The following is a 9,660-nucleotide window of genomic DNA, read 5'->3' on the forward strand; positions in this document are numbered from 1 at the left end:
CAAAGTTGAACGGAGGAGACGCCCTTGGGTGAAGAATCTCAGGTGACAGGCAGCCGGGACACCCGGTCTCCGGCCTCCTTCACCACCGCCTTCGCGATCTTCTCGGCGTCCATGGCCAGTTCCCGGAGCATCCCGCTGATGGGGTTGGTGAAGCCGGTGAAGTACAGGCCAGGGGCATGGGACGGGGTGCGGGCGCCGTGGACGACCGGTCTGCCACCGGCGTCGAGGACGTCCAGATGGCCGACGAGACCCTCCAGGGCGCGGACGTATCCGGTGGCGGCGATGACGGCGTCCGGTTCGACGAGGGTGCCGTCGGCGAGGGCCACCTTGCCGTCGTCGAAGCCGTCGACGGCGGCCACCACCTCCACCCGGCCCTTGCGGACGGCGTCGATGAGGCCGACGTCCTGCACCGGGACGGCCCCTTCGAGCACCCGGCTGTACAGGCCGGTGTCCGGCCGGGGCAGCCCCTGCGCGGACAGGTCCGGCACGCTCAGCTTCGCCAGCGGGCGGGAGAGACGGTCGACCAGGGCGACCGGCAGGCGTCGGCACAGGACGCCCGAGTACTGGGCGGCCCAGCCGGCCGTGGAGCGGCGCACGATGTGCGGGGCGGTGCGCACCGAGAGCCGTACCCGGGAGGCGCCGCCCTCGACCAGGTCGACGGCGATCTCGGCGCCGGTGTTGCCGACGCCGACGACGAGGACGTCACGGCCGGCGTAGGGCTTGGGGTTGCGGTAGGCGGAGGCGTGCAGGAGCTCGCCGGTGTAGGTGTCGCGGCCGGGCCAGTCCGGGAACCGGGGGGTGTGGTTGTAGCCGGTGGCGACGACCACTGCGGCGCCGGTCAGTTCACGGCCGCCGGTGGCGCGCAGGAGCCAGCCGTCGCCGGCGGGGGCGCGCTCCACGCGGGAGACCTCGACGCTGGTGACGATCTCCAGCTCGTGGTGCTCGGCGTACTTCTCCAGATACCGCACCACGTCGTCCCGGCCCACCCACCGCCCGAACCGCCGGGGCATCGGCAGCCCGGGCAGCCCCGACAGGCGCCGGGTGGTGTGCAGGTGCAGCCGGTCGTAGTGGCCGCGCCAGGAGGCGCCGACGCGGTCGGACTTCTCCAGGACGACGGCGCGTATGCCCCGGGCGCGCAGGGTGTACGCGACGGCGAGCCCGCCGGGACCGCCACCGATGACGTACACCGGGTGGTCGGCGTCGGCTGGTGAATGCGCTGTGGAGTCGGCCATGAGCGCGAGCGTAATCACGCACCCCGTTGATGGGTCTCGGTCAAGACCGGAATTGGTTGCGGATTGATCACGCCTGTAGGAGGAGTGGGTGGGGCTGGTGGCGTACGTGGTCTGGTTGTGGGGTTTCGAAGGAGAGACGCTGCGGGGCCCACCTAGTCGTCGGCCGCGACCAGCAGCGTCAGGGTGCTCGCCGGGCGGTCGATGAGGACGAGTTCGTGGAAGTCGATGTGGATGCCGCCCCAGTCGTGGCGGGCGTCCTCGGGGAGGGGGCCCAGGAGGGAGGTGCTGGTCGCGGTGGCGATCGGGGTATGGACCTGCTCCTGCATGCGTTCTACGAGTGCCTCCGGGACCGGACCGTGCTGTCCGGCCCACTTGCGGATGACGGTGCTCGCAGTCGCCGCGTCGACGGCTCGGTAGCTGTCGGGGGTGATCCGGTCGAGCCACCATCCGCCGTGCCGGGGCCAGTCCTGGACGCCGGAGCCGTCGTAGGTGTCGCGGAACTGCGGGTGCGCGATCAGGGCGGCCAGCAGGGCGCGGTCCTCGGGCGGCTCGGCCGGCAGACGGAAGCGCTTGATGTCGATCCAGCGGTGGCCGTGCGCGGAGGACTCGGCGAACTTGAAGTCGCGGAAGTTGATGAAGGGGCTGCCCAGGTGGACGAGGGTGGGCGGTACGGCTCGCATGCCGGTCATCGTGGAACCAGCCGGACATACCAGCCGGACATACCGGGGCATGACGGGAAGCCGGCACCGGGCTCCGGGTGAAGGGCCGGGGCCCGCGTGGCCCTGTAAGTCCGAGGACGAGGACCCACAGCTTCATGGCAAACGCACAGCCGGGGGTCTCCCCTCGAAACCAGATCTGACGTACCGTCAGATCCATGGACACGATCTGGCTCAGCGGCGCGGAATGGCTGGCCGTGCTCCGCATAGGCCTCGGCCTGTGGTGGCTGGAGAGCTGGCGGCACAAGGACAAGAAGAGCTGGTTCGAGGGCGGCGGCATCGCCTGGGCTGCGGACGTGGCGGCCAAGCACCGCTGGAACGCCGTACGTTCCGGCTTCGACGTGGTCGTAGCGCCCCGCCCGCGCACGATGGCGTACGTCGTCGCGTACGCCGAACTCGCCCTCGGACTCGGCCTGATCGCCGGATTCCTGACCCCCGTCGCCCTGGTCGCCGGCCTGTTGCTCAACGGCGTCTACTTCGCGCTGATGATCCACGACTGGGCGGAACAGGGCCAGAACTCGATGATGGCGCTCATCTCGGCGGTCGCCCTCTTCGGCATGTCCTGGCAGACCTGGTCGCTGGACAACGCACTGGGGCTCTTCTGATGGCCGCCGAGAAAACCGACCGGCACCCCGCCCGCTTCGACCTCCCCGAACCCGACGCCTTCACCCGCCCCTACTGGGACGCGGCAGCGGCGGGCCGCCTGCTCGTCCGCCGCTGCCGGGCCTGCGGAAGGGCCCATCACTACCCGCGCGAGTTCTGCCCGTACTGCTGGAGTGAGGACGTCACCTGGGAGACCGCGAGCGGCCGGGCCACGCTCTACACCTGGTCGGTCGTCCACCGCAACGACCTGCCGCCCTTCGGGGAGCGCACCCCGTACGTCGCCGCCGTCGTCGACCTGGCCGAGGGCCCCCGGATGATGACGGAGATCGTGGAGTGGACGGGGTCGGCGGGGGAGGCGCCGCTGCGGGCCGGGATGGAGCTGGAGGCGGGGTTCCGGGAGGGGGTGCCGGTGTTCCGGCCGCGAAAGCGCGCGCTCCCGGACGGCGCGCACGCCTGGAAAGCGCGCGCTCCAGAAAGCTCGCACTCCTGGGAAGCGCCCACTGCCGGAAACACGCGCTCCCATGCGAATGAATGAGCGACCGGTTTCAATGGCCTCATGGCCCTCGATGATCAGCGCTACAAGGCACCGCGCCTCCCCGACCTGCGAACCCCGCACCTCTGGCTGCGCCCCTGGGACCCGGAGTCGGAGCAGGACGTCGAGGCCTGGCTGCGGGGCCGCACCGACCCGGAGTTCGAGCGCTGGAACACCCCCCTGAGGTTCACGACGGACCTCGACTCCGCGCGCGATCAGCTACAGGCGTCGGCGCGGACCGCGGAGGAGGGCACGGCGGCGCCGTACTGCATCGCGGACCCCGAGACCGGGCGGCCGCTCGGGCACATCGGCGTCAATGTCATCAACCGTGTGATGAGCACCGCGCGCGTCGGCTACTGGGTGCTCCCCGAGGCGCGCGGCCACGGAATCGCGACCCGCGCCCTCGCCCTGGCCACCCGCTGGGCGCTCACCGATCTGGGACTGCACCGCCTGGAACTCGATCACGCGGTGGGCCACGAGTCGTCCTGCCACATCGCGGAGCGCTGCGGTTTCACCTACGAGGGGACCCTCAGGGGTGCCATGTGGGAGGCGAGGCGGCACGACGCCTACCGGGACATGCATCTGCACGCACGACTTGCGGATGATCCGGATCCGGATGCGTCATGAAGGCGTGACTCTCGCGTCGATGTGACGGCCGCGTGTTCACCCCGGAAAAGCATGGCCAAGTCCCGTACAGACGCGGGATCATGAGACATGCGCTCGGACGACTGGTACGTCACCGAAGACCTCGACCGCTTCCTCTCCCACGCGGGTGGCTTCCTGCGGTCGCGCCCCGATCTGCACACCGTTGCCCTGACGGTCACGGAGTCGCTGCGCACGCGCGGACTGCGCGCGTACGGCGGTGACGAGCCGCCCGTGTTCGGGGTGATGAAGCGGGACGGCCAGGTGCGCGGAGCCTATTTCCGCACCCCGCCCTACCGGCTCAACGTCACCCCTCTCACCGCGGACGAGACCGACGCCCTCGCCGCCCACCTGGTCGCCATCGGCCACCCGGTGCCCGGCATCATCGGCACCCGTGAGACGACCGCCGGCTTCGTCCGCTCCTGGCAGCGGCACACAGGCGCGACCTCGGCCCTGCGCCAGCGCCAACGGCTGCACCGGCTGGGCATGTTGATGATGCCGCAGCCGGTGCCGGAGGGCGGCGCGCGGGTGGCGGGCGAGAAGGACAGGGACCAACTGATCCGCTGGTACGGCGAGTTCACCGAGGGCGTCGGCGAGCATGCGGCCGGGGACCTGGAGGCCTGGGCCGACCATCGCATCGCCTACGGCGGCGTCACCTTCTGGGAGGACATCGACGGCACGCCCGCCTCCATGTGCGGGGTCACCCCGATGGTCGCGGGACAGGTCCGTATCGCCCCCGTCTACACCCCGCCCCACCTGCGCGGACGCGGTTACGCCGGTGCCGTGACGGTCGAGGTCAGCCGGGCCGCCGTCCGCGCCGGCGCGGAGGAAGTCCTCCTCTTCACCGACCTCGCCAACAACACCAGCAACGGCCTCTACCAGCGGATCGGCTACCGGGCGGTGGCGGACTTCGAGGTGTACGACTTCTCGGGCGGCGCGGGCTCGTAGCGATCAGGGCCAGAGGAGTTCCCGGGCCCAATCCGAGCCAGTACGGCGGTAGTTCAGCCGTACATGCTGACGCTTCTCCTCGCCCTGGAAGAACTCCACCTCCTCCGGGAGCAGGCGGTAGAGGGTCCAGGTCGGGACAGGTGCGTCCGGTTCCTGCTGCGCCCGCGCCCAGGATTCGGCCGACACCCGCGCCAACTCCTCCAAGGAGCCCAGGACTTCGCTCTGCCGTCCGGTCAGCGCCGCCGCCAGTGCCCCGGTCGACCGGGCGTGCAGATCCGCCTGGCTCTCCATCGACGCGGCCGCCGTCACCGGCCCCCGCACCCGCACCTGCCGCCCCAGCGCCGGCCAGTAGAAACCCAGCGCCGCGAACGGCCGTGCCGCGAGCTGCCGCCCCTTCCTGCTGCCGACATGCGTCGCGAACGACCAGCCGTCCGCGTCCGCCCCGTGCAGCATCACCGTCCGTACGTCCGGCCGGCCCTCCTCGTCCGACGTCGCCAGCGACATCGTGTGCGGCTCCACCTGCCCCGCCGCCACCGCCTCCGCGAACCAGTTCGCGAACAATGGCAGCGGCTCGGCCGGCGCCGCCTTCGGGTCGAAGGGCCGCAACTCGGTCACCTCCGGGTCCCACACCCGCAGTGACCTCAGCAGCTCATGAAGATCCATGCACTGATTGTCAGACGGTTCCCAGGTCCGAGGACACCCAACGTTCGGGCCGCATCCGTACGACCACCTGCTCGCCATGGTTCTTCCAGGCGAAGTCCACGTAGCCGTCGACCTTGTCCTCCGGCAGATACCGCGCGGAGATCTCCCTGAGCCGCTCCTTCGTCGCGGGCACGGTCTCCACGACCGGGCCCTCCACCGATACGTACCGGATCGTCGGCTCCAGTCGGTCCACCATCAGTGAGTACCGGCCCGCCGCGCTGATCAGCTGGTTCTTACGGGACTCAAGGCCGGTCATGATCCATACGCTGCCGTCGTCCTCGACCTGGTACCAGATCGGCACGGTCAGGGGCGCTCGGTCCGCGCCTCCGTCCACCGAGAACGCGGCGACATGCGGCTCGGCCAGAAACTGCTCGCGCTCTTCGCGGGTCAGGGCCATCGTCGGTCTCCTCCTGCGTTCGTCGAGTCGTCCTGCTCCGGTTTGTTCTGTGCCCTGGTTCATTCTGTGCTCTGGTTCACAACCACGCCCGACGGGTACCTGTTCCCCACCGGCCGACGTCGCCTTCCGTTGACCCGCGCGTCACCAGGTCTTCTTAGCGTGCCCACTATGAGAAGAACCTCGATCATGCTCAGTGCCGTCGCCCTGACGGCCGCCCTCGCGGCGCCCTCCGCGCTCGCCGGTGAGCAGCACCATGACTTCGGGCAGGCCACGCTCACCGGCTGGGCCTCGCTCCCGGCGGAGACGTTCGTCCCGGGCAGCGAGCCGTCCGGGGCCGCGATCGGCGCGGGCCCCTTCAACGGCATCTCCGCCCCCTTCGCCGACCAGCCGGTCCAGGGCTTCAGCGGCATCGTGAACCGGCACGACGGCACCTACGACGTGCTGTCGGACAACGGCTACGGCGGCAAGGCCAACAGCGCCGACTTCCTGCTCCGGGTGCATCGGGTCAAGCCGGACCCCCAGACCGGGAAGATCGAGGTGCTCGGCGGGTTCAACCTGACCGACCCCGACCACAAGGTGCCCTTCGCGCTCACCCGCAGCGACCGCACCCTCACCGGCGCCGACTTCGACGTCGAGTCGATCGTGAAGGCGTACGACGGCACGTACTGGGTGGGGGACGAGTTCGGCCCGTTCCTGCTGCACTTCTCGCGTACCGGGAAGCTGCTGGAGGCACCGATCTCGCTGGAGGGCGTCAAGGCGCCGGAGAACCCGTACCTGAACGGCGGTACGCCCAACCTCGGTGGCAGCAGGGGCTTCGAGGGCATGGCCCGTTCCGTCGACGGCCGGTATCTGTACCCCCTCCTGGAGGGCACCGTCGCCGGTGACACCCCCGGTGACCTGCGCTTCAACCAGTTCGACCTGAAGGCCGGAAAGTACACCGGCAAGCGCTGGACGTACCGCCTTGAGTCCTCCGCCCACGCCATCGGCGACGCCATCGCCGTCGACAAGCACCATTTCCTCGTCATCGAGCGGGACGGCGGTCAGGGCGCGACGGCAAAGTTCAAGCGGATCTACCTCGCCGACACCCGCGACCGCAACGACGACGGCGTCATGGACAAGACCCTCGTCGCGGACCTGATGAACATCGCGAACCCGAAGAAGCTCGGCGGCTTCGGCGAGACCTTCACCTTCCCGTTCCAGACGATCGAGGACGTGGTCCTGCTCGACGACCGCACCCTCGCCGTCCTGAACGACAACAACTTCCCCTTCTCCTCCGGCCGCACGGCGGGCAAGGCGGACAACAACGAGTTCATCACCATCCGCCTCGGCGAGCGCCTGCACGCCGACCCGCGCGCCCTTTTCTAAGCCCTTCCCTTTTCTAAGCCCTTCCCAGCACCACCGTCCCCGACGAGCAGAACCACCCACCCGTCCCGGACGCCACAGCGAGGCGCGGCAACTCGCCGTCACCGGCCAAGACTTGCCGCGCCTCGCACTCGCCCCTGAGCTGCCGCACCGCTTCCACCAGCAGGAACAGGCCCCGCATCCCGGGATGTTGGGCCGACAACCCACCCCCGTCCGTGTTCACCGGCAACTCCCGCGCCTGCATGAACGCCCCGCCCTCCCCCTTCTTGCAGAACCCGAGATCCTCCAGCGTCACGAGCGTCATGTAAGTGAACGCGTCGTAGATCTCCGCCACGTCGATCTCTCCGGGCCGCACCCCCGCCCGCTCGAACGCCAGCCGCCCGCTCACCGCCGCCGGCGACACCGTGAAGTCCTCCCACTGCGACATCGCGGAATGCGACACGCACTCCCCGCTCCCCAGCACCCACACCGGCGCCTTGCGGCAGTCCCGTACGTACTCCTCCGCCGCCAGCAGCACCGCCGCCCCGCCGTCGGAGCGGATGCAGCAGTGCAGCTTGGTGAAGGGGTCCGCGATCATCGGTCCCGACAGGACGTCGTCGATCGTGATCGGGTCCCGGAACATCGCCTCCGGATTCAGCGCCGCGTTCTGCCGCGCCTGCACCGCCACCTCGGCCAACTGCTCGATGGTCGTGCCGTGTTCGATCATGTGGCGGCGCGCGGCCATCGCGTACTTGGCGATCAGGGTGTGGCCGTACGGCACCTCGAACTGCAGGGGACCGCGAGCTCCGAAGGACAGGTTGCCCGTCCTGCGGCCCGCCCTGATGTCCGCGCGGGCCGTCGATCCGTACACCAGCAGAACCGCGTTCGCATGCCCCGCGGCTATCGCGTCCGCCGCGTGCGCCGCCATGACCTCCCAGGTCGAGCCGCCCACCGAGGTGGAGTCGACCCAGGTCGGGCGCAGGCCCAGATACTCGGCCACCTCGACCGGCGCGAGGACGCCTGTTCCGGCGGACGCGAAGCCGTCGACCAGCGCGCGGTCGAGGCCGGCGTCCGCCAGGGCTCGGCGGGCCGCCTGGGCGTGCAGGGTGTACGGGGTCGCGTCGTCCACGCGGCCGCAGTCGGAGAGGGCCACCCCGACCACGGCGACTTTCCGGTTTCCGGCAGTCATGACAGGCCTCTCCCATCAGTGCATCCCTCTGTGCATCTCGACCCGGCACTCCTAATATGACGGACCGTCAGATCCGGAGGGAAGGGGCAGCGATGGACGCCGGTTTCACCGCCGAACAGGACGAGATCCGCCGTACTCTCCGCGAACTGCTCCACAAGCGGTGCGGCCCGGAGGAGCTGCGGGCCGCCATCGACAGCCCGGCAGGCCATGACCCCGCCCTGTGGACCGCCCTCTCCGAACAACTCGGCGTGCCAGGACTCGCCCTCCCCGAGGCCTACGGCGGAGTCGGCTGCTCGGTGACAGAACTCGCCCTGGCATTGGAGGAGTTGGGGCGTCTCCTCACCCCCTCACCCCTCCTCGCCTCCGCCGTCCTCACCGCCCCGCTGATCCTCGCTCTCGGCACCGACGACCAGCGCGCCGAGCTGCTGCCCCGCATCGCCGACGGCTCGCTCACCGCCGCCCTGGCCGCCCCCGCCGCCGCCCTGGCACTCACCGGTGACAACAGTGGGGGCTGGGCGGGGGGCGGGCGCGCCGGGGGTGTTCAGGCCCGGCGGGAGTCGGTCGGGGGTGGGCGCGCGGGTGGCGTGCAGGTCGGGCGGGAGTCGGCCGGGGGTGGGCGCACGGGTGGCATGCAGGCTGGGCGGGCAGAGGGCGGCGTGCAGGTCGGGCGGGCAGAGGGTGGCGTGCAGGTCGCGGGTGTCGTTGAGGCCCGAAAGGCGGTCGGCGGCTGGCGGCTCTACGGCGAGGTCGAGCGCGTCCTCGACGGGCACAGCGCCGGGCTCCTCCTCGTCGCCGCCCACACCGGTGGCTTCGCCCGGTCCCACACCGACCTCTTCCTGGTCCCGGGGGATGCCGACGGGCTCGTCCGGGTACGGCAGACCGCCCTGGACTCCACCCGGCCGCTCGCCCGGCTCCAACTCCGCGATGTCGAGGCGCGGTTGCTGGGGGAGGAGGGCGCGGATGTGCTCGGGGTTCTCGCCCGGCTCGGAGACACCGTCGCCGCCGTACTCGCCTGCGAGGCCGTCGGTTCCGCCGACCGGGTGCTGGAGCTGACCGTCGAGTATGTGAAGCAGCGGGAGCAGTTCGGGCGGCCGATCGGGTCCTTCCAGGCCGTCAAGCACCGGCTGGCCGATGTGTACGTCCAGGTCCAGGCCGCGCGGTCCGCCGCCTACTACGCCGCGTGGGCCTCCGGCCGAGAGGAAGCCACCGGGACCATCGCACGCCAGGAAGCTGCCGGGGCCGCCGCTTGCCGGGAAGCCGTGGGGTCTGCCGGTCGTCGGGAAGCCGCAGGGCCTGCCGGTCATCGGGAAGCCGCAGGGCCTGCCGGTCATCGGGAAGCCGTGGGGCCTGCCGGTCGC

General features: G+C 70.7%; 11 protein-coding genes. 6 read left to right on the forward strand and 5 right to left on the reverse strand.

The window, feature by feature from the left end:
- Positions 1–38 precede the first annotated feature (38 nt).
- Complete coding sequence (locus H4N64_RS24160) at positions 39–1,232, reverse strand: flavin-containing monooxygenase (protein ID WP_186284509.1); 1,194 nt, start codon at positions 1,230–1,232, stop codon at positions 39–41.
- 152 nt (positions 1,233–1,384) lie between these two features.
- The gene (locus tag H4N64_RS24165; protein ID WP_260859931.1) at positions 1,385–1,912 is read right to left on the reverse strand and encodes a hypothetical protein; all 528 of its coding nucleotides are present in this window, start codon (positions 1,910–1,912) and stop codon (positions 1,385–1,387) included.
- 194 nt (positions 1,913–2,106) lie between these two features.
- On the opposite strand from H4N64_RS24165, the gene H4N64_RS24170 reads away from it, so the two are divergent.
- From H4N64_RS24170 to H4N64_RS24185, 4 genes are all read left to right on the forward strand, one after another.
- The gene (locus tag H4N64_RS24170; protein ID WP_186284511.1) at positions 2,107–2,553 is read left to right on the forward strand and encodes a DoxX family protein; all 447 of its coding nucleotides are present in this window, start codon (positions 2,107–2,109) and stop codon (positions 2,551–2,553) included.
- Complete coding sequence (locus tag H4N64_RS24175; RefSeq protein ID WP_260859932.1) at positions 2,553–3,086, forward strand: Zn-ribbon domain-containing OB-fold protein; 534 nt, start codon at positions 2,553–2,555, stop codon at positions 3,084–3,086. The genes H4N64_RS24170 and H4N64_RS24175 overlap by 1 nt, the downstream gene beginning before the upstream one ends.
- Before the next feature lie 21 nt (positions 3,087–3,107).
- Entirely contained in the window at positions 3,108–3,710 is a 603-nt protein-coding gene (locus H4N64_RS24180; protein WP_186284512.1) for a GNAT family N-acetyltransferase, read from the forward strand.
- Positions 3,711–3,797: 87 nt separating this feature from the next.
- The gene (locus tag H4N64_RS24185; RefSeq protein ID WP_186284513.1) at positions 3,798–4,673 is read left to right on the forward strand and encodes a GNAT family N-acetyltransferase; all 876 of its coding nucleotides are present in this window, start codon (positions 3,798–3,800) and stop codon (positions 4,671–4,673) included.
- Positions 4,674–4,676: 3 nt separating this feature from the next.
- On the opposite strand, the gene H4N64_RS24190 is transcribed toward H4N64_RS24185, so the two are convergent.
- Both H4N64_RS24190 and H4N64_RS24195 read right to left on the reverse strand, forming a co-directional pair.
- Positions 4,677–5,336 carry a pyridoxine/pyridoxamine 5'-phosphate oxidase gene (locus tag H4N64_RS24190; RefSeq protein ID WP_186284514.1) on the reverse strand — a complete coding sequence of 220 codons (660 nt, stop codon included), beginning with the start codon at positions 5,334–5,336 and terminating at the stop codon, positions 4,677–4,679.
- A 10-nt stretch (positions 5,337–5,346) separates the two neighbouring features.
- Positions 5,347–5,772 carry a pyridoxamine 5'-phosphate oxidase family protein gene (locus tag H4N64_RS24195; protein ID WP_186284515.1) on the reverse strand — a complete coding sequence of 142 codons (426 nt, stop codon included), beginning with the start codon at positions 5,770–5,772 and terminating at the stop codon, positions 5,347–5,349.
- A gap of 168 nt (positions 5,773–5,940) precedes the next feature.
- Between H4N64_RS24195 and H4N64_RS24200 the strand changes: the two genes are divergently transcribed.
- Positions 5,941–7,137, forward strand: coding sequence for an esterase-like activity of phytase family protein (locus H4N64_RS24200; RefSeq protein WP_260859933.1), 1,197 nt, complete (start codon positions 5,941–5,943; stop codon positions 7,135–7,137).
- A 13-nt stretch (positions 7,138–7,150) separates the two neighbouring features.
- On the opposite strand, the gene H4N64_RS24205 is transcribed toward H4N64_RS24200, so the two are convergent.
- A complete protein-coding gene (locus H4N64_RS24205; protein ID WP_186284516.1) occupies positions 7,151–8,302 on the reverse strand; it encodes a thiolase C-terminal domain-containing protein in 1,152 nt (383 codons plus the stop codon).
- 92 nt (positions 8,303–8,394) lie between these two features.
- Here H4N64_RS24205 and H4N64_RS24210 point away from each other — a divergent pair.
- A partial coding sequence (locus H4N64_RS24210) for an acyl-CoA dehydrogenase family protein (RefSeq protein ID WP_186284517.1) occupies positions 8,395–9,660 on the forward strand: 1,266 nt, incomplete at its 3' end.

The sequence above is a fragment of the Streptomyces cupreus genome, from assembly GCF_014257025.1.
In the GTDB taxonomy this organism is placed as follows: domain Bacteria; phylum Actinomycetota; class Actinomycetes; order Streptomycetales; family Streptomycetaceae; genus Streptomyces; species Streptomyces cupreus.

Bases quoted from the DNA above. Each gene is read 5' to 3' on its own strand.
- H4N64_RS24160 (WP_186284509.1), bottom strand. From the start codon at position 1,232: ATGGCCGACTCCACAGCGCATTCACCAGCCGACGCCGACCACCCGGTG.
- H4N64_RS24165 (WP_260859931.1), bottom strand. From the start codon at position 1,912: ATGCGAGCCGTACCGCCCACCCTCGTCCACCTGGGCAGCCCCTTCATC.
- H4N64_RS24170 (WP_186284511.1), top strand. From the start codon at position 2,107: ATGGACACGATCTGGCTCAGCGGCGCGGAATGGCTGGCCGTGCTCCGC.
- H4N64_RS24175 (WP_260859932.1), top strand. From the start codon at position 2,553: ATGGCCGCCGAGAAAACCGACCGGCACCCCGCCCGCTTCGACCTCCCC.
- H4N64_RS24180 (WP_186284512.1), top strand. From the start codon at position 3,108: ATGGCCCTCGATGATCAGCGCTACAAGGCACCGCGCCTCCCCGACCTG.
- H4N64_RS24185 (WP_186284513.1), top strand. From the start codon at position 3,798: ATGCGCTCGGACGACTGGTACGTCACCGAAGACCTCGACCGCTTCCTC.
- H4N64_RS24190 (WP_186284514.1), bottom strand. From the start codon at position 5,336: ATGGATCTTCATGAGCTGCTGAGGTCACTGCGGGTGTGGGACCCGGAG.
- H4N64_RS24195 (WP_186284515.1), bottom strand. From the start codon at position 5,772: ATGGCCCTGACCCGCGAAGAGCGCGAGCAGTTTCTGGCCGAGCCGCAT.
- H4N64_RS24200 (WP_260859933.1), top strand. From the start codon at position 5,941: ATGAGAAGAACCTCGATCATGCTCAGTGCCGTCGCCCTGACGGCCGCC.
- H4N64_RS24205 (WP_186284516.1), bottom strand. From the start codon at position 8,302: ATGACTGCCGGAAACCGGAAAGTCGCCGTGGTCGGGGTGGCCCTCTCC.